A 17,798-nucleotide genomic window follows, 5' to 3' on the forward strand; every position below is an offset into this window, starting at 1 on the left:
TCGAGCCGCCGGCTCATGCGCCGCGCTCCACGAACGCGGGCTCGGCGTAGGCGGCGGCCTCGCCCGGCAGGTACGCCGCGCCCGGGCGTTGCGCCTGCGGCGCCTGGGCGGCGCTGCGGGCGATGAACTCCTCGTAGCCCGGACGCTGCACGATTCGCCCGCCCGCCATGACCAGGATCTGATGGGCGTTGCGCACCGTCGCCAGACGATGGGCGATGACGAAGGTCGTGCGCCGCGCCTTGAGCCGGTCGATCGCCGACTGGATCAGCGCCTCGGATTCGTTGTCGATCGCCGAGGTCGCCTCGTCGAGCAGCAGGATCGGCGCGTCCTTGAGCAGGGCGCGCGCGATCGACAAACGCTGGCGCTGTCCGCCGCTGAGCTGCAGACCGCGTTCGCCGACCTGGGTGTCGTAGCCGGCGCTCATCCGCTCGATGAACTCGTGCGCGTTGGCCGCGCGCGCCGCGGCCTCCACCTCTTCGTCGCTGGCGTCGAGCCGGCCGTAGCGGATGTTGTCGCGCACGCTCGCGCCGAACAGGAACACGTCCTGCGACACCACCGATATCGCCTGGCGCAGCGATTCCACCGTGTAGTCGCGGATGTCGCGCCCGTCGATCTCGATCGCGCCGGCGCCGACCTCGTACAGGCGCGGGATCAGCTTGATCAGGGTCGACTTGCCCGCGCCGCTGTGGCCGACCAGGGCGACGGTCTCGCCGGGCCGCGCCTCCAGGTGGATGTCCGTCAGCACCGGCGCGTCCGGCCGATAGGCGAAGCCGACGCCGACGAAGCGCACCGTGGCGCGTTCGCAGGACAGCGCGACTGCGCCGGGCCGGTCGTTGATGTCCGGCCGCACGTCCAGCAGCTCGAACACCCGCCGCGAGGCCCCGGCCGCCTGCTTGTACGCGGAGTAATGCTGCGACAGCGAGGCGACGCTCTGGGTGATGTTCAGCGAGTACAGCAGGAACGCGACCAGGCTGCCGGCGCTGAGCGCGCCGGCGACGACCTGCAGCCCCCCGTACCAGAACACCACGATGGTGGCGAAGGTGGTCACGAAGATGGTCAGCGCGCTGTACAGCGCATCGGTGCGGCGCATCGTCAGCACCACCTCCAGATAGCGCTGCACGCCGCCGCGATAGCGCTGCGCTTCGTAGGGCGCCCGCGCATAGGTGCTGACCACCTCGATTCCGCTCAGCGATTCCTGGGCGATGGTGGTCGAGCGCGCCAGTTCGTCCTGGATCCGCGTCGACAGGCGTTCGAATATCGGCCCGTAGATCCGGCTCAGCACCGTCGCCATCGGCGCCATCGTCAGCACCACCAGGCCCAGCCGCCAGTTCATCGACAGCATCACCGCGGTCGCGCCGATGCACTGGAAGCAGTTGATGGCCACGAACACCGGCAGGTTGGCGACGATGTGGCGGACCGAGCCCACGTCGTTGCTGAGCCGCGACAGCAGGTCGCCGATGCGCTGGCGGTGGTGGTAGTCGAGCCCGAGCGTATGCAGATGTTCGAACAGGCGCGTGCGCAGGTCGGCGATGATGATGTCGCCGATCGCCTGCAGCCGGAACTGGCCGGCGTAGCTGAGCACCGAACGCACGACCAGGATCCCCAGCAGCCCCAGCGCCAGCAGATGGATCGTGCCGATCTCGCGGCCGACCAGGGCGCGGTCGAACAGCTGCTGGATGCCCATCGGCATCAGCAGCTGGATCGCGGTGGCGGCCATGATCAGCGCGAGGCAGTACAGGATCCCGCGCACATGCGGCCGGCTCAGCGCTGCGATGCGGCGCAGCTGCACGCCGCCCTGGGCGCTGCCGTTCGGATGCGGGCTGTCGTTCATCGCGCGCCGCGCCCTGCCGCCGCGCGCCGACGCCGCGACGACCGCCGAAATCCGCGCGAGCCGGGGGCGGCGCTCATCCGAGCGCCGCTTGCAGCGATTCCGGCCGATCCTGCGCCGACCAGTCCGGAAGCAGTTCGTCGAGCATGAACGACGCGCCGCCGCGCGTGCGGTACCGATGCATCATCAAGGCCACGCCGGCGCCGCCGGTGCCGTAGTCGCAGCTGATGCGGTTGAGCGACTCGCCGGGAAACGCCAACGCGTTGCCGCGGCGCACCGGAAACAGCATGCAGCCGGCCAGCAGCTTGCGCGCGCTGGCCATGGCGCGGTCTTCCCACTGCGGGAAGCGCGCCAGGTCCAGGTACATGTCGACGATGCCGGCCAGGCCGAGGAAATAGCCCGGGAAGATCGCGTACTTGCGGTCGCAGTCGACATGGATGTCGGCCACCGCCTCGGCGTAGCTCGCATCGCCGGTGACGTGCCAGTAGCGCAGGAAGGTCCGGCCGATGCCCGAGCTGCCCCAGCGCCAGTACGGCATCAGGCTCGGCGTGCGGTCGCGCGCGATCCAGGACATGCCGCCTTCCTCGCGCCGGCGCACGGCCTTGTCCAGGATCCAGTTCAGGCCCTGCCGTCCGACCGCCAGGTACGCGCCGTCGCCGGTGGCCAGGTGCAGATACAGCAGGAACAGGGCGACGCCGGCGGTGCCGTGGCCGAGGCTGGCGGAAATGCCTTCGGGCGAGCTCCAGAAACAGCCGTCGTGCAGTTCCGGCTCGACCTCGCGGCTCTCGACCAGGAAGCGGCCGGCCTTGCGCGCTTCTTCAAGATAGGCGCCGTCGCCGGTGGCGAGGAAGAACCGCAGTTGCGCCATGCCCCAGCCCGCGGCGCCGTGGAACAGGTTCGGCGAGCTCCACAGCAGGCGGTGGTCCTTGGCGTGGCCCAGCATCGTTACGGCTTCCTCGCGCAGCCCCATGTCCAGCATCGACCAGGCGATGCCGGACAGGCCGACGTAGAGCCCCGGCGCATAGTTGACGCCGTCGACCGGGTGCGAGCGGATCCACTCCAGCACGCGCGGATCGACATGCCCGCGGATGCGGTGCATGGCATAGGCCACGCCGCAGGCGCCGTGGCCCAGGCTCAGCGGATTGGTCTCGTACACGGTCGGGTCGGCCGGGAACAGCCGGTCGCGGCGTTCGAAATCGGCGGCGGCGTCGCAGTGCTCCAGCACCCGCGCGATGGTGTCTTCGAGGTCGGCCGCGTCGATCTCGTGGGTGCCGACGTGCGGCGCGCGCGGCTCGTGCCCGATCGCCAGGATGCGCAGGATCTCGTCGATGTCCGGCCGTTTGTCGGTATCGCGCCCGAGCAGGCGGCGAATCAGGTCGGCCAGGTGCGGGGGAAAGTCGAAGTCGCGCTGGAACGCTTCGAGATAGCGCTCGTGGGCGTCGCGATCGAGCACCAGCAACGGGTTCATCGGGAACAGGCCGACCATCATCAGGCTGCCCAAGGCGTAGTAGTCGTCCTGGCGCGTGGCCATGCCGCGGTCCATGGCTTCCTGCGGCGAGAAGCCCGGCGTCATCAGGTGCGTCGGCAGGTCGATGCCTTCCTCGTAGGCGCCCTCGAAGTCGATCAGCTTGAGCAGCGGGTCGTCGCCTTCGCGCTCGATCACCAGCACGTTGGTCATGGACAGGTCGCTGAACACGATGTTGCGCTCGTGCAGCGACTTGAGCATGGTCGCCAGCTGGGTGAACAGCGTGCGGTAGAGGCGGTAGTACTCGCGGCTCTCGTCCGGGCCGGCGCGCGTGCGCATGGTCAGGCTGATGTTGGCGAAGTAGTTGCGCAGGGTGTTGCCGCCCTCCAGGTAGCTTTCGACCAGGTAGGCGTGTTCCCAGTCGATGAAGAAATCCAGCGGCCGGGCGGAAATGTCCAGGTCTTCGACCAGGCGCAGCAGCCGGTGCTCCTTCTTCATCAATTGCACGGCGTCGAGCCCGCGCACCGACACGTTGGTGTACGGCCGGCCTTCCTTGATGACGACCTTGCGCCCCTCGTGCCGGTCCAGCGCGAGGTACACGCCGCCGGAATTGCTGACCGCGAGCGCGGCCTCGATCTCGTAGCGCCCGTTCTTGAGCGTGCCCGGCTCGGCATCGTCCACGGCGGCGACGCTGTGCTTGAGGAACGGATCCTCGACCTCGGGCGGCAGGTTGAAGAACGGCGTGCGCTTGTCGTCGACGTAGTTGCCGTCCTTGTCCTGAATCACGTGCACCGCAGTGCCGCTCACGTCCAGGCGCTTGACCGGCAACAGGCCGCCATAGCGGTAATGCAGGATGCGGTTGTCGCGATAACGCCGGTCGGACAGGATGTACGGCCCCCAGTAGCCGATGGTCGCCTCGTACAGCGATTCCAGCAGCTGGGCGCAATGGTCGGTGTCGGTGGGATAGACGGTGATGAACTTCCCCGACGCGCCGCGGCTCCAGCCTTTGCCGTTCGACAGCCACAGCATGGTGCGGTCGGTCAGGAACTTGAAGGTCACCTTCTGCGGCGCCAGCAGGCGCGCCACCGTCATCAGGATCGCCGGCGCGTGCGCGGGCGTGGCGGACAGGTGGATCTTCCAGCCCTGCGCGGGAATCTCGGCGCCCTTGTAGGTGCAGCCGTACCAGACGTTGTGCTGCTGGATGTCCCACTCCTCGGGCAACAGCCGCCGCACCGGGTCGTAGAAGTGCTCGCGCGTGGGCCGATAACGCGATACGGGCTCGTAATAATCGCCCCGGACCAGCGAGTACAGCACCTTGTCCCCAACCAGCATCTCCGCCATGTCCCTCTCCCTGCCGATGTCGTGGCTACGTCTTGCGTTGGAACATCTGTATCGATTCCGCGCCGCGGACGCCCGCGCCGCCCGGGAAGAGAGAGGGAGCGCGCGCTCCCTCTCGACCTGCCGTAGCAGGCGATAACCGAACGGCCGGCTTACACCGCGGTCGGAATCGTCTCGCAGACGCAAGCGTTGCAGCTCGAGGTCGACCCCGAGGTCGCGGTGCTGTCGCCCGGCTGCTGCTGGTCGTTGTAGGTCGGCAGTTCTTGCAGCTTAAGGATGCGGTCCATTGAAAACTCCTTGTCGATTGATGATAGGAAAATCATTCCTCGCGCCTCGAAACCTCCGTCCTGAAGGCTTCTCGGGCGCGTCCGGAGACGGCGGGCGCCGCGATCCGGTCTCGCTTAGCCTCAAGCTCTGCAGCGCTTGACAGCTTCGCCGGCCTCCGTTCCGGCGAATCCACAAGGCGAAAACGCACGACCTCGGACGTGGAGGCGCGCACAGGGAGCGATCGTTCGGGGGAGAGGCCGCGCGCTTCCCAACGGCGGCGACGCAAGCTCTTCCTGAGTGCACAGACACGGCATCCAACAGTCGTCCTTAACCCGTCGGGGCGCATCGTGCTCATCGTAAAAACGATAAAACAGTGATACGTCACTCGTATCGGCGAATCGAAATTCACTCACCGATGAGCGGCGACGAAACATCGAACCGCGCGCAGCGGATCGACGCACCCGGAAGTGTTTTTTTAATGCAACCGAAATTCACCACAGCGCTTCGCGAAGCTTGAAATAACCGCCGAATGCGACGCAGCGCTTCGCATCCCGAGGATGCGGACGACGCGGCGATGCGCGCATTCGAACGCATCGCCACATCGCTTCGCGAGCACGAACACAGCGGTGCCGACGCAATCACATTTCGCTGCGGGCGCGAGGTTTCATGCTGCACTCGCAGCACCGCCTTGATGAACGAAACCGCGACGCGACGCTTGGCGCGGATGTGGTCGCACATGAGGCGTCCTGAGTTTCGAATGCCCTCTCGCGCCATCGCGCCATGAGGAGCGACGCGACCGACAGCACGGGTTCGGGTTGCTCAACGTCTGTGTTCAGCCAGTCGGTTGCACGGCGGCGCACGAGATGATGGCAGCGAACCCGAACGCTCGGCCCGGCGTTTGGGTCGCCGCAACGGGATCAGGTCACTACAAAGCACCGGCGATACGCTCGACGACAGCGGGGACATGCGGAACACATAACGTGCCGCAGTGTGCGTTGGGTGCCGCGTCAACAGCGCGTCGTTCGCTGCGCTGGACAGCAGGAGCCCGGCGCTGCGTTGCGGCAAGGCCGGCGCCCCGGCGCGGGCCGAAGGCCGACGAAAACGCCGCGCCGTCGCGGCGCCGTCGCTCAGGGAATCGATCGGCCGATGCGGCCGGTGTCGAACCCGTCGTCGAAATTCAGCCAGATCAGGAACGCGCGCCCGACCAGATTGCGCTCCGGCAGATAACCCCAGTAACGGCTGTCGTCGCTGTTGTCGCGGTTGTCGCCCATGACGAAGTACTGGTCGGCCGGCACGGTCCACTCGCCTTCGGCCTGGTCCAGGCGGCGCGTCTGCGGGCTCAGCAGGATGCGGTGGACGTGGCGGCCCAATGCCTCCTGCAGCTCCTGCGCGCCGGTCATCTCCGCGCCGCTGCGCACGCCGGTGTAGGTGCCGACCGGCGCGAGCGCGACCGCCTCGCCGTTGATCGTCAGCCGGCCGTCGCGGTATTCGACCCGGTCGCCGGGCAGGCCGACCACGCGCTTGACCAGGTTGATGCCGGGCTGGCGCACCGAATGGAACACCACTACGTCGCCGCGCTCGGGCCCGCCCAGGGCGAGCAGCTTGTGGTTGCTGATCGGCAGGCGCAAGCCGTAGACGAACTTGTTGACCAGGATGAAGTCGCCGGTCAACAGCGTCGGCATCATCGAGTTCGACGGGATCCGGAACGGCTCGGCGAGGAAGGTGCGCAGCAGCAGCACCAGCAGCAGCACCGGGAAGAACGACTTGGAATAGTCGACGATCCACGGCTCGCCACCGTCGTCCAACAAGCCGGCGCGGGCCGCGCGGCGCTTGGCCAGCACGTGCTTGTCGAGCAGCCAGATCAGACCGCTCAGGGCGGTCAGCGAGACCAGCGCGATTTCGAACCAGCGCATCGTTGGCTCCTGGAATCCCGGACGGCGGCTCCATGCCGCCGCGGGCGCAGGCAGCGGCCGGCGCCTGGGCGAGTGTGCGCCGATCGCGCGCGGCGACGTCTGCCACAAGTCATGGTCGCTGTGCGATGAGCGCGCCACGGAAAAGCGGCCCGGCGCCGGCCACGCGCGTTCGGGCGCGGCGACGGCGACTAATCGCGAGCCGACAGCCTCAAGGCGCCGTCTCCGCGGCAGGAACCCCAGGCACCCCGCGCCGGATCGCACGCGAGAACGCACCCGCATCGGCATCGGCCGGAACCGCGAGCGCACGCGGGTTGATGTAGCCGCGTTCGTGCAGCTGCGAGTAGCTGTAGCCCGGCGTCAGACCGCCGCGATCGTAGACGTACTCGGCGAAGTGCCCGGCCGCCAGCAGGCGATAGTCCAGCGGCAGGTCCGGCACGACGTGGCGGGCGATCTCGAACACGACCGTGGTGCAGTTGCTGGTCAAGGTGTTGTAGAACGCCGGCTCGCGCTGCAGCGCGCCGGCCTTGGCGAGGAAGCCGAGGAACATCGGCCGCAGCGTCCGCGGCGGAATGTTCAGGCGGTACAGATAGACGTCTTCGCCGCGCGCGTTGCTGCGGGTGCGGACGATGTCGCGCTCGTCGGCGGCCACCAGCACCTGTTCGTAGCGGCGGAAGAAACCGCCCAGCGCGGAGAAGCTTTCGCCGCGCTCCTTGCGGATCTCGAGCGAGAACACCACCCGCCGGCCGTCGTCGAATCCGAACGAGACCAGGGTGTGGGCGATGTCCGGCCCCATCCAGTACGACAGCACCAGGTCGGCGCTGGACAGGCGCGAGAGATCGTACTCGCGGGTTTCCCAGCGCGGGGTGTAGTCGGTTTCGCTGCGCCATTCGAAGTTGCGCACGTTGCGCAGCACCACCCGGTCGCCGCTCACCTGCGCGTCGAGCAGGCGGGCGACGTCGTCGGCCCAGTCGCGATGGTGCGAGGGCGCGAGCGACAGCCACCACGCCAGCAAGGCGGCGAATCCCGCCGCGAATGCGGCCAGAGCGGGCTTGCGCATCGCCGTCCGGCGCAACCCAAGAGCCACGGCCGAGGCGATGCCCAGCGCGCACCACAGCGCGATCAACGCGCCGCGCGACGACGGCGCGCCCGGCAACTGGAATCCGATCAAGCCCGCGCCCCAGGCCGTCGCCGCCACGATCGCCGCCGCCGCGAGCGCTCGCGCGACGATGCGCACCCAGCGCCCGCCTCCGCCGGGCGACGGCGGGATCGTTTCGACTGGCATCGTGGGCTCCCGGCGAACAGACTTCGTTCGCTACTTTAACCGCGCCGGCGCCACCGCCTCAGCCGCACTTCGAATATCCGCAGTTCAAGCAGGTCGCGCAGCCGTCCATGATCACCACCGCCTTGGTATTGCACTTGTGGCACATGGTCGCGCTGGGCGGGAAGCTGGCGCCGTCGCCGGTGACGGTGACGTCTTCGCTGCGCGGGGCGACTACGGTGATCGAGGCGCCGGCGTCAGGGTTTTTTTTTGAGCGTTCTTCGTAGGCGCGGCGCTTCTCGGCGATGAGTTCGCGCTGGGCGTCGCTCATTTCCGGGTCGTGGATCATGCCGATCGACTTGAGGTGGTCTTCGACGATCGCGCCGAGTTCGGCCACCAGCGAGGGCATGTAGACGCCGCCGGCCTTGAAGTAGCCGCCGCGCGGGTCGAACACGGCCTTCATCTCGTCGACCAGGAAGGTCACGTCGCCGCCCTTGCGGAACACCGCCGACATGATGCGCGTGAGCGCCACGATCCACTGGAAGTGGTCCATGTTCTTGGAGTTGATGAAGATCTCGAACGGACGGCGCAGTTCGTGTTCGGTGCCGGCGTTGAGCACGATGTCGTTGATGGTCACGTACAGCGCGTGCTCGAACAGCGGCGATTTGATCTTGTAGGTCGAGCCGATCAGGATCTCGGGGCGCTCGATGCGTTCGTGCATCTGGATGACGTCGGCCATGGGCAGTTCTTCTGCCTTCACGGATGCGGCGCTGGCGGCGGCCGCCTTTGCCGCCTCCTTGGCCTTGTCTTCCGGCGTGACCACGCTGTAGCCCTTGATTTTCTTCTCGATCTTGACGGCCATGGGCCCGACTCCTGCGTTGCTGCGCTACTGGTGCTGTGGGGGAACGTCGTTGCCGGGCGGGGTTGCCGCCCTGCCCTCTCCCGTCGCGGGACGGGAGAGGGACTTCGCGGAACTCAGCGCTTGGCGGCCTTCTTGGCGGCCTTCTTCGCCGGCGCCTTCTTGGCCGCGGCCTTCTTCACCGCCTTCTTGGCGGCTTTCTTGGCCGGCGCTTTCTTGGCGGCGGCTTTCTTGGTGGCGGCCTTCTTCGCCGGCGCCTTCTTCGCCGCGGCCTTCTTGACCGCCTTGACCGCCTTCTTCACCGCCTTCTTCGCGGCGGCCTTCTTGGTCGCGGCTTTCTTGGCGACCTTCTTGGCCGCCTTCTTCGCGGTCTTCTTGGCGGCGGCCTTCTTGCCGGTGGCCTTGGCCTTCAGCGAGGAGGCTTCCTTTTTGGCGGTGGCGCTGGCCTTGGCCAGCTTCTTCTTGGCGTCGCCGACCGCCTTCTTGGCGGCCTTGCGGGCGCGCTTGGCGGTCTGCTTGACCGAGGCCACGGCCTCTTCGGCGCGCGTGGCGATGGCGCTGCCGAGGTTGGACGCGGTTTCCTTCACGTTCTCGGCCGCCTGGGTCAGGGTCGCCGTCACTCCATTACCGTTGCTCATTGTGCCCTCCTGGTGGGCGGTATCGTCTTGGGCGTACGCATGGTTACGTGCAGCAATCGGGGTGTTGCCGGAGTGATGCTATACCCGCGGCGCGCCGTAAAAACAGAGGGCGCGCGCCGCTGCGACCAACGGCGGAAAACCGGGACGGCGTCGCGCATCGCAAATCGGCGAGTCCGCGGCGCCGCCTGAACGGGAACGCCCGCCTTCGCGCCGTCCGGCCCGGGGCCGGCGGCGCGCGGCGGGCGCGCCGTCAGAACTTGCCGTAGTAGCCTTCTTTCAGCGCGTCGAACAGGTTGGCGGCGGTGTGCATCTCGCCGTCGTATTCGATCTGCTCGTTGCCCTTGACCTCCAGCACGCTGCCGTCTTCGAGCTCGAAGCGGTAGGTGGTGTTCTCCAGGTCCGCTTCCTTGACCAGCACGCCCTGGAAGGCGGCCGGGTTGAAGCGGAAGGTGGTGCAGCCCTTGAGGCCTTGCTGGTGGGCGTAGCGGTAGATGTCCTTGAACTGCTCGTACGGGTAGTCCGTGGGCACGTTCGCGGTCTTGGAGATCGAGGAATCCACCCACTTCTGCGCGGCGGCCTGGACGTCGACGTGTTCCTTGGGGGTGATGTCGTCGGCGGCGATGAAGTAGTCCGGCAGGCGGGCCTCGGCCTCGTCGCTGAACGGCATCGCCTTGGGGTTGATGAGTTCGCGGTAGGCCAGCAGCTCGAACGAGTAGACGTCGACCTTTTCCTTCGACTTCTTGCCCTCGCGGATCACGTTGCGGCTGTAGTGATGGGCGAAGGACGGCTCGATGCCGTTGGAGGCGTTGTTGGCCAGCGACAGCGAGATGGTGCCGGTCGGCGCGATCGAGCTGTGGTGGGTGAAGCGCGAGCCGGTTTCGGCCAGCTCCTCGACCAGCTCCGGCGCGGCCTCGGCCACCCGCTGCATGTAGCGCGAGTACTTGGCGTGCAGCACCTTGCCCGGGATCTCCTGGCCGACGGTCCAGCCGTCGCGCTTCATTTCCGGGCGCTTGCGCAGCATCTCGGCGGTGACGGTGAAGATCTCGTCCATGATCGGCGCAGGGCCCTTTTCCTTCGCCAGCGCCAGGCCCATCTCCCAGCCGGCCACGGCCATCTCGCGGGCGATGCGCTCGGTGAACTCGCACGACTCGGCCGAGCCGTACTTCATCTTCAGCATCGTGACCGTGCTGCCCAGGCCGAGGAAGCCCATGCCGTGGCGGCGCTTGCGCATGATCTCGTTGCGCTGCTGCTCCAGCGGCAGGCCGTTGACCTCGACCACGTTGTCGAGCATGCGGGTGAACACGCGCACGACTTCCTTGTATTCCTCCCAGTCGAACTCGGCCCGGTCGGTGAAGGCGTTGCGCACGAACTTGGTCAGGTTGACCGACCCCAGCAGGCAGGCGCCGTAGGGCGGCAGCGGCTGCTCGCCGCAGGGGTTGGTGGCGCGGATGGTCTCGCACCACCAGTTGTTGTTCATCTCGTTGACGCGGTCGATCAGGATGAAGCCCGGCTCGGCGTAGTCGTACGTCGAGACCATGATCATGTCCCACAGGTGCCGGGCGCGGATGTGGCCGTAGATCTTGCACGCCACCAGGCCGTCGTCGCGGACGATGTAGTTGCGGTGGGTCGGCCAGTCGCGCCAGACCGTCTGCTCGGGGTTCTCCAGGTCCAGGTCGCCCTGTTCCTTGATGTTGACCGGGAACACCAGTGGCCAGTCGGCGTCGCTGTCGACCGCTTCCATGAAGCCGTCGGTGATCAGCAGCGACAGGTTGAACTGGCGCAGGCGGCCGTCTTCGCGCTTGGCGCGGATGAAGTCCTTCACGTCGGGATGGCTGACGTCGAAGGTGCCCATCTGCGCGCCGCGGCGGCCGCCGGCCGAGGACACGGTGAAACACATCTTGTCGTAGATGTCCATGAAGGACATCGGGCCGGAGGTGTAGGCGCCGGCGCCGGCGACGAAGGCGCCGCGCGGACGCAGGGTCGAGAATTCGTAGCCGATGCCGCAGCCGGCCTTGAGGGTCAGGCCGGCCTCGTGGACCTTCTCCAGGATCCCGTCCATCGAATCTTCGATGGTGCCCGAGACCGTGCAGTTGATGGTCGAGGTGGCCGGCTTGTGCTCCAGCGCGCCGGCGTTGGAGGTGATGCGGCCGGCGGGGATGGCGCCGCGGCGCAGCGCCCAGACGAAACGCTCGTACCAGTACTGCTGCTTCTCGGCGTTGGGCTCGGCGTCGGCCAGGGCCCGCGCCACGCGCTGGTAGGTTCCGTCGATGTCGGCATCGACCGCGTCCCCCGACTTGGTCTTGAGCCGGTACTTCTTGTCCCAGATGTCCTGGGACGCGGGCTGCAGCGCGATCTCCTGCTCTGCCGCCGGGTGCTTGACCGCCTCGAGGCGCACGGTGCTCATGCCTGTTTCGTCTCCTTCAATGGCGGCGGGCCGTTGGCTTGCGCCCGCCGCCGGTGGTTTCTTTGTACGAGGTAATCGGGGGATGCTGCTTCGGTGTCGCAATGTGCCGGGTCACAGCACGGGTGGTGCCACTGCTGCATCGGTGAAGCGGGTCGAACCGGTAATCGGGACTTTCTTCTTGTGCCCCGAAACGGTGTTCCTCACTGGCGTGTTGTGTATCGATTCACGTGTGTAGGAACCGTCGCGGGTGGATTGCATCCGCTCGGGCGATGGCGGCCCGGCGCGGGTCGTTGCGAGCGCGCCGCCGGCCCCCCGCCGACGACGATGCGCGCGGCGCGTTGGCTACGCGTCGCGTGCTGCCTTTTGGATGGTTGCGAGGTTCGCGTCCGCTCTCGTCATGAGCATGTCCTGCCTCAAGGAGACGTGAAGACCTTCCCAAGCCGAACCCCTACGCTTGGGCTCCCTCCGCGGGGCCGACCACTAGATGTTGTGGCCTCGCAGGGGATCAACGCTACGCCCGGCGTTCCCGGAAGTCAACGGCTTGTTGATGACTATCACGCTTCGCAGGGTTTCGCCGCGACCGGGGTCGCAGCCCGGCCGCGGCCGCGGATGCCGCGCGCGCAACGCGCCTGCGACGCGCAGCGCGACGGCGGCGACTTCATCGGGTATTTATTGCCGCTCTCCAACACTGCACAGCGGCGCCGGAACGACTCGCGGCCGTCGCGGTCCAAGCCCGCGCGCGGCGCTTGAAGCCGCGGTCCGCCGCCACGATTGCTGTATCGACACACGCTCCGGGAACGCACGCCGCCGCGGCGTTCGTTCCGCCCCTCCCGTCCACGCAACTTCGGAACCGCGACACGATGCGCCCCTTGCCGACCTTGTTGACCCTCGCCCTGGCCGCCGCGTTCGGCGGTTTCGCCGCCACCGCCATCCGCGAAGGCCTGGAAGCGCCGGCGCAGGCCGCGCCGCCGCCGGCGATCCCGGCGGTGACCGTACCGGCCGTGGCGGCGCTGCCGGCCTCGGTCGCCGGCCAGCAACTGCCGTCGCTGGCGCCGATGCTGCAGCGGGTCACCCCGGCGGTGGTCAGCGTGCACACCAAGCAGACCGTGCGCATCCGCAACCCGTTCGCCAACGATCCGATCTTCCGCCGCATGTTCCCCAACATCCCGCAGGAGCGGATCAACGAGTCGCTGGGCTCGGGCGTCATCATCGACGCCAAGAACGGTTACGTGCTGACCAACCACCACGTCATCGAAGGCGCCGACGAGGTCTCGGTGACGCTGGCCGACGGGCGCACGGTCAAGGCCGACTTCATCGGCTCCGACCCGGACACCGACGTGGCGCTGATGCGCATCCCGGCGCAGAACCTCAGCGCGATTTCGCTGGCCGATTCCGACGCGCTGCGGGTCGGCGATTTCGTGGTCGCGGTCGGCAACCCGTTCGGCATCGGCCAGACCGTCACCTCCGGCATCGTCTCGGCGGTGGGCCGCAGCGGCCTGCGCGGGCTGGGCTACCAGAACTTCATCCAGACCGACGCCTCGATCAATCCGGGCAATTCCGGCGGCGCGCTGGTCAATCTCAACGGCGAGCTGATCGGCATCAACACCGCCAGCTTCAATCCGCAGGGCAGCATGGCCGGCAACATCGGCCTGGGCTTCGCGATTCCGGTGAACCTGGCGCGCAACATCAAGGACCAGTTGATCGCCAACAACGGCGTCGTGCGCCGCGGCACCCTGGGGCTGGAATCGCAGGACGTGACGCCGCAGCTGGCGGCCGCGCTGAAGCTGGCCGAGCCGCGCGGCGCGCTGGTCTCGCGCGTGTTCGCCGGCAGCGCCGCGGCCGCGGCCGGGCTGCGCGCGGGCGACGTGATCCTGGCGGCCAACGGCCAGCGCGTGGACGGGCGCGATGCGCTGCGCAATTTCGAAGGCCTGCAGTCGATCGGCAGCAAGATCGCGCTGGACGTGCGCCGCGACGGCCAGGCGCTGCAGCTCAACGCCACCTTGCGCGAGCAGCCGCGCTCGCTGGCCGGCGCCGATCTGGATCCGCGCCTGGCCGGCGCCAGTTTCGGCGAACTGCCCGAACGCCTGCGCCAGTCCGGCCTGTCGGGCGTGGTGGTGGAAAGCGTGGCCCGCGGCAGTCGCGCCGAGGCCAACGATTTGCGCAAGGACGACATCATTCTTGCGGCCAGCAGCGGAAATTTCGACGATCTTCCGGGCTTCCGCGCGAGCTTCACGCGCGCCCCGGCACAGTTGCTGCTGCGCGTGCAGCGCGGCAACAACGTCGGCAACCTGGCGCTTCGCTGACTGCGCCGTTCCGCCCGGCGCACGCGGGCCGTTAACATCGGCCCGCTAAGATCGGGGCGCCTAGATCGAACCATCGAGTGAGATCGACCGCGCCCACGCACGGCCGCCACGGCGGCCGCGCCCTGCGACACCCGTTCAACGCCGCGCAAGGGCCGCCGCATCGCCCGGCCCGACCGCGGCACGCCGAACCCGGGACACGTTCCGCGGTTCATTCCCGCAGCAATACGGAGGAAACCACGATGTCCCCCACCTCGACCGATAACGTCAAGAGCAACCTCGGCCAGGCCGGCAGCCACCTCAAGCAGGCCGCCGCCGACGCCGGCGAAGCGATCCGCAGCGCCGCCGGCGTGGCCGGCGAAGAGCTGAAGCTCGGCAAGGCCAACGTCAAGTCCGATCTGGCCGACAGCGCGCTGGCCGGCATCGCCGCGGCCGAGCACGCCGGCGGCGCCGCGCGCGAGCAGGTCGACGCGCTGATGGACAAGGGCCGCGATCTGATCGAAAGCGCCGCCGAGCTGGTGCGCGAGCGTCCGCTGGCGTCGTTCGGCGTCGCCTTCGCCGCCGGCTTCATCATCGCCAAGCTCGCCCGCAGCGGCGACAAGTAAGTGAGCGCAAGCCACGCGCCCAACGCCGAGCGCGCGCCGGGCGAAGCCCCGCGCGCCGACGGCGACCGCAGCGAGCCCCGACAGGGGCCGCTGCCGCTGGAGGACGCGGTGCGCGAGATCGGCGATGCCGGCCGCGAAGGCCTGTCGGCCGCGCTCGACACCGGCCGCGCGCTGCGCGGCCTGTTGATCGCCGATCTGGCCCTGGCCCGCAGCGCGCTGGGCCGGGCGCTGATGTGGGTGGCGGTGGCGATCGTGTTCGGCGCGTCCTCGTGGCTGTTGTTGATGGCGGCGTTGATCGCGCTGTTGCAGGGCGTGCTGGGCTGGTCGTGGCTGGCGTCGATGTCGGCCGCGGCCGGGCTCAGCCTGGTGGTGACCGCGATCGGCGCGTGGCAGGCGTTGCGTTATTTCGAATACACCCGGCTCGCGGCGACGCGGCGGCAGTTGCGGCGCATGGGCCTGGGCCACGACGACGACGACGACGATCGCGAGGTCGACGCGCGGCAACCCAAGGAGGCGCGATGAGCCGGTTCGATCGCTTGCAGCGGCGCGTGGACAAGCGCGAGCGTTTGCTCGTGGGCCGCTACGAGCAGGTGCAGGAGCGCAAGCAGGTGTTGCTCAAGACCTGGCGCGAGGCGTGGACGCCGGGGCGGATCGTGGTCGCGGGGCTGGTGACCGGTTTCTTCATGGGCCGCGCCGAGCCGGTCAAGATCGCGGTCAAGAGCGGCAATCTGATGCAGATCGTGAGCCTGCTGTCGGGGCTGTTCGCCGGCGCCGGCGCGCAGCAGGCGGCGGACGAAGCGGGGCAAGCGGCCGGACAGGCCGGGCGCGCGGCGCGCGCGGCGGGGCAGGCGGCCGATGGGGCGCAGGCGGCGGCGGAACGCAGCGCGGCTTGATTCGGCTTGATTCGGCTTGATTCGGCTTGATTCGGATTGAGTCGGATTGAGTCGGCTCGATTTCGGCTTGACTCGGGGCCGGTGAGCGAGACTTCGGGAGCCCGGGCCTTGGGCCGGGGAAGCTCCCCGCGGGCTAGGGCCTGCGGCATACGCCCGCGGGGAGCTTCCCCGGCCCAAGGCCCTCCAACTCTTTTGATGGTTCGAATGGGTCGCGCTGTTGCGGGCGCGGGCGCTCCGTTCGCGCCACCGACGCTCTCCCCGCCACCCCACGAAAATCGGAGCATCGGGCCGGCCGGGGATCCCCTTGAGCGCTTGCCGCAGGCCCTAGCGAAAGGGGATCCCCGGCCGGCCCGATGCGCCCCGCGCGCCCTGCGCACAGCATGCTGGCGCGTACACGCGCAAGAGCGCACAGTTTGCGCCGGTTCCGCCGCATCGCCGCCGCCTTGATCCCATCCCCGCCGTCCGCCACGAACACCACCGACTCCGTCCCGCCGCCTGCGCCGGACGCCGCCACCGCTTGCGACGCCGACGAATCCGGCGTCGCGCCCGCGCTGCCGCGCCCGCGCGGGCCGGTGTCGCTGCTGATCCTGGCCACGCTCGCGTTCGGCTACACCTTGTGGGCGGCGCAGGAATTGCTGCTGCCGGTCCTGCTGGCCGCGTTCTTCGCCCTGGTCGGCAATCCGATCCTGCGCCTGCTCGGCCGGCTGCGGCTGCCGCGGCTGCTGGCCGCGCTGCTGGTGCTGGCCGGCGGCCTGGCCATCGCCGGCACCCTGACCCTGCAACTGGCCGAACCGGCCGGCGAATGGGTGCGGCAGGTGCCCAAGGAACTCAAGCAGGTCGGCCCCAAGCTGCGGCAGATGACCAAGCCGCTGCAGGACGCCAACCGCGCCGCGCAGAACTTCGCCCGCGCCGCCGGCGGCGAGAACACCGCCAAGCCGGTGCAGGTGGTCAAGACCGAGCTCGACGATCCCTACCGCGCGTTGACCACCACGCCCAAGCGCGTGGCCCAGGTGCTGGCGGTGGTGCTGCTGACCTTCTTCTTCATGGTGTTCGGCGAATCGCTGCAGCGCAACGCCATCGCCCTGCTGCCGAGCCAGCAGCAGAAGAGACTCACCATCGACATCCTGCATTCGATCGAGCGCGAGATCTCGCGCTACGTGCTCACCATCAGCCTCATCAACACCGGCCTGGGCCTGGCCCTGGCCGGCGCGCTGTACGCGCTGGGCACGCCGCTGCAGGAGGCGCTGCTGTGGGGCACGATGGCCGCGATCCTCAACTTCGCGCCGTTCGTCGGCCCGTTGATCGGGGTGGCGGTGATGCTGGTGATGGGGCTGGTCGCGTTCGACGAACTGTGGCCGTCGCTGCTGCCCGCGGGGCTGTACCTGGGCCTGCACACCATCGAGTCGCAAGTGGTGACGCCGCTGGTGCTGGGCCGGCGCATGCGCCTGTCGCCGCTGGTGCTGATGCTGGCGCTGATGTTCTTCGGCTGGCTGTGGGGCATCGTCGGCCTGCTGCTGGCGGTGCCGCTGCTGGTGTGCGTGAAGCTGGTGCTGGCGCGGATCGAGGGCCTGGACGGCTGGGCCCGGCTGCTGGAATGAGCGGGGCATGATCCTCGCCGCCGATGTCCACTATTTCGGCGCCAACGCGCGTGCGGCCGGGGTGCTGTTCGCCGACTGGAGCGATCCGCACGCGGCGGCGACGCTGACCGTCGACATCGACCGGGTCGCCGATTACGAACCCGGCGCGTTCTACCGCCGCGAACTGCCGTGCCTGACCGCGCTGCTGGCCCGGCTCGACGCCGCGCCGGACTGCATCGTCGTCGACGGCCACGCCTGGCTCGACGGCGCCGGCCGGCCCGGCCTCGGCGCGCATCTGTGGCAATCGCTGCAGCGCCGCAGCGCCGTGGTCGGCGTCGCCAAGACCCGCTTCGTCGACACGCCGGCGGACGCCGAAGTCCTGCGCGGCGGCGGCACGCGGCCGCTGTACGTGACCGCCGCCGGCCTCGACCCGGCGCTGGCGCGCGCCGCGGT

At 68.7% G+C, this 17,798-nt stretch carries 15 protein-coding genes; 6 read left to right on the forward strand and 9 right to left on the reverse strand.

Going from position 1 to position 17,798, the window contains the following annotated elements; genetic code table 11:
* Window positions 1-13: 13 nt before the first annotated feature.
* The 9 genes from A7A76_RS16085 to A7A76_RS16125 form a co-directional block, all read right to left on the reverse strand.
* A complete protein-coding gene (locus A7A76_RS16085) occupies window positions 14-1,831 on the reverse strand; it encodes an ABC transporter ATP-binding protein (protein WP_206412137.1) in 1,818 nt (605 codons plus the stop codon).
* 73 nt (window positions 1,832-1,904) lie between these two features.
* A complete protein-coding gene (gene lanKC, locus A7A76_RS16090) occupies window positions 1,905-4,634 on the reverse strand; it encodes a class III lanthionine synthetase LanKC (protein WP_206412138.1) in 2,730 nt (909 codons plus the stop codon).
* Between the two features lie 149 nt (window positions 4,635-4,783).
* Complete coding sequence (locus A7A76_RS16095) at window positions 4,784-4,918, reverse strand: class III lanthipeptide (protein WP_206412139.1); 135 nt, start codon at window positions 4,916-4,918, stop codon at window positions 4,784-4,786.
* Between the two features lie 385 nt (window positions 4,919-5,303).
* Complete coding sequence (locus tag A7A76_RS16100) at window positions 5,304-5,636, reverse strand: hypothetical protein (protein ID WP_206412140.1); 333 nt, start codon at window positions 5,634-5,636, stop codon at window positions 5,304-5,306.
* A gap of 389 nt (window positions 5,637-6,025) precedes the next feature.
* Entirely contained in the window at window positions 6,026-6,811 is a 786-nt protein-coding gene (lepB, locus tag A7A76_RS16105; RefSeq protein ID WP_206412141.1) for a signal peptidase I, read from the reverse strand.
* Between the two features lie 208 nt (window positions 6,812-7,019).
* Entirely contained in the window at window positions 7,020-8,093 is a 1,074-nt protein-coding gene (locus A7A76_RS16110) for a DUF4105 domain-containing protein (protein WP_206412142.1), read from the reverse strand.
* Between the two features lie 58 nt (window positions 8,094-8,151).
* On the reverse strand, window positions 8,152-8,931 hold the full coding sequence (locus A7A76_RS16115) for an NrdJb (protein ID WP_206412143.1): 780 nt from the start codon (window positions 8,929-8,931) through the stop codon (window positions 8,152-8,154).
* A 113-nt stretch (window positions 8,932-9,044) separates the two neighbouring features.
* Complete coding sequence (locus A7A76_RS16120; protein ID WP_206412144.1) at window positions 9,045-9,566, reverse strand: hypothetical protein; 522 nt, start codon at window positions 9,564-9,566, stop codon at window positions 9,045-9,047.
* A gap of 250 nt (window positions 9,567-9,816) precedes the next feature.
* Complete coding sequence (locus A7A76_RS16125; RefSeq protein ID WP_206412145.1) at window positions 9,817-11,970, reverse strand: adenosylcobalamin-dependent ribonucleoside-diphosphate reductase; 2,154 nt, start codon at window positions 11,968-11,970, stop codon at window positions 9,817-9,819.
* An 860-nt stretch (window positions 11,971-12,830) separates the two neighbouring features.
* Between A7A76_RS16125 and A7A76_RS16130 the strand changes: the two genes are divergently transcribed.
* The 6 genes from A7A76_RS16130 to A7A76_RS16155 all read left to right on the forward strand — a co-directional run.
* Window positions 12,831-14,273: a Do family serine endopeptidase gene (locus A7A76_RS16130; RefSeq protein ID WP_206412146.1), complete on the forward strand. Its 1,443-nt coding sequence runs from the start codon at window positions 12,831-12,833 to the stop codon at window positions 14,271-14,273.
* A gap of 239 nt (window positions 14,274-14,512) precedes the next feature.
* On the forward strand, window positions 14,513-14,875 hold the full coding sequence (locus A7A76_RS16135; protein WP_206412147.1) for a hypothetical protein: 363 nt from the start codon (window positions 14,513-14,515) through the stop codon (window positions 14,873-14,875).
* The gene (locus tag A7A76_RS16140; RefSeq protein ID WP_343225348.1) at window positions 14,876-15,397 is read left to right on the forward strand and encodes a phage holin family protein; all 522 of its coding nucleotides are present in this window, start codon (window positions 14,876-14,878) and stop codon (window positions 15,395-15,397) included.
* Entirely contained in the window at window positions 15,394-15,768 is a 375-nt protein-coding gene (locus A7A76_RS16145; RefSeq protein ID WP_206412148.1) for a protein sip-5, read from the forward strand. Before A7A76_RS16140 ends, A7A76_RS16145 begins: the two co-directional genes overlap by 4 nt.
* Before the next feature lie 443 nt (window positions 15,769-16,211).
* Window positions 16,212-17,366: an AI-2E family transporter gene (locus tag A7A76_RS16150; RefSeq protein WP_428995173.1), complete on the forward strand. Its 1,155-nt coding sequence runs from the start codon at window positions 16,212-16,214 to the stop codon at window positions 17,364-17,366.
* A 7-nt stretch (window positions 17,367-17,373) separates the two neighbouring features.
* A partial coding sequence (locus A7A76_RS16155) for an endonuclease V (RefSeq protein WP_206412150.1) occupies window positions 17,374-17,798 on the forward strand: 425 nt, incomplete at its 3' end.

Origin of the sequence: Lysobacter enzymogenes (genome assembly GCF_017168095.1) — a bacterium.
Taxonomy (GTDB): Bacteria; Pseudomonadota; Gammaproteobacteria; order Xanthomonadales; family Xanthomonadaceae; genus Lysobacter; species Lysobacter enzymogenes_D.

What these genes read in the sequence shown, in the direction of transcription:
- A7A76_RS16085 (WP_206412137.1), bottom strand. Translation starts at nt 1,831, where the DNA reads ATGAACGACAGCCCGCATCCGAACGGCAGCGCCCAGGGCGGCGTGCAG.
- lanKC (WP_206412138.1), bottom strand. Translation starts at nt 4,634, where the DNA reads ATGGCGGAGATGCTGGTTGGGGACAAGGTGCTGTACTCGCTGGTCCGG.
- A7A76_RS16095 (WP_206412139.1), bottom strand. Translation starts at nt 4,918, where the DNA reads ATGGACCGCATCCTTAAGCTGCAAGAACTGCCGACCTACAACGACCAG.
- A7A76_RS16100 (WP_206412140.1), bottom strand. Translation starts at nt 5,636, where the DNA reads ATGTGCGACCACATCCGCGCCAAGCGTCGCGTCGCGGTTTCGTTCATC.
- lepB (WP_206412141.1), bottom strand. Translation starts at nt 6,811, where the DNA reads ATGCGCTGGTTCGAAATCGCGCTGGTCTCGCTGACCGCCCTGAGCGGT.
- A7A76_RS16110 (WP_206412142.1), bottom strand. Translation starts at nt 8,093, where the DNA reads ATGCCAGTCGAAACGATCCCGCCGTCGCCCGGCGGAGGCGGGCGCTGG.
- A7A76_RS16115 (WP_206412143.1), bottom strand. Translation starts at nt 8,931, where the DNA reads ATGGCCGTCAAGATCGAGAAGAAAATCAAGGGCTACAGCGTGGTCACG.
- A7A76_RS16120 (WP_206412144.1), bottom strand. Translation starts at nt 9,566, where the DNA reads ATGAGCAACGGTAATGGAGTGACGGCGACCCTGACCCAGGCGGCCGAG.
- A7A76_RS16125 (WP_206412145.1), bottom strand. Translation starts at nt 11,970, where the DNA reads ATGAGCACCGTGCGCCTCGAGGCGGTCAAGCACCCGGCGGCAGAGCAG.
- A7A76_RS16130 (WP_206412146.1), top strand. Translation starts at nt 12,831, where the DNA reads ATGCGCCCCTTGCCGACCTTGTTGACCCTCGCCCTGGCCGCCGCGTTC.
- A7A76_RS16135 (WP_206412147.1), top strand. Translation starts at nt 14,513, where the DNA reads ATGTCCCCCACCTCGACCGATAACGTCAAGAGCAACCTCGGCCAGGCC.
- A7A76_RS16145 (WP_206412148.1), top strand. Translation starts at nt 15,394, where the DNA reads ATGAGCCGGTTCGATCGCTTGCAGCGGCGCGTGGACAAGCGCGAGCGT.